1 protein-coding gene is annotated in these 301 nt (G+C 40.5%); it reads left to right on the top strand.

Annotated elements, in window-relative coordinates:
* Positions 1 to 301 (top strand): JAB domain-containing protein (locus tag ACSG5Z_RS30650; RefSeq protein ID WP_435712836.1); only part of this gene is annotated, 301 nt, incomplete at both ends.

Below are 301 nucleotides of genomic sequence, written 5' to 3'. Positions count from 1 at the left end.
AGATATAGCATTCGAAGCCCAGAAGATTGTGCGAGATATATGATGGAAGAAATGCGCTTCCTGCAGCAGGAGCATTTTGTATGTTTATATTTACATACAAAAAATCAAGTTATACATAGGCAAACAATTTTCATTGGAAGCTTAAACACATCAATTGTACATCCAAGGGAAGTATTTAAAGAAGCGTTCCGCCGTGCAGCAGCCTCTATCATATGTCTTCATAACCAACCCTCAGGAGACCCCACGCCGAGCCGAGAAGATATTGAAGTAACAAAACGCTTAGTAGAATGCGGCCGAATTA

It is taken from the genome of Bacillus pretiosus (assembly GCF_051294775.1).
Lineage (GTDB): Bacteria > Bacillota > Bacilli > Bacillales > Bacillaceae_G > Bacillus_A > Bacillus_A wiedmannii.
The sequence above is the reverse complement of the archived record's forward strand: the minus strand, read 5'-3'. Positions and strand labels throughout refer to the sequence as shown.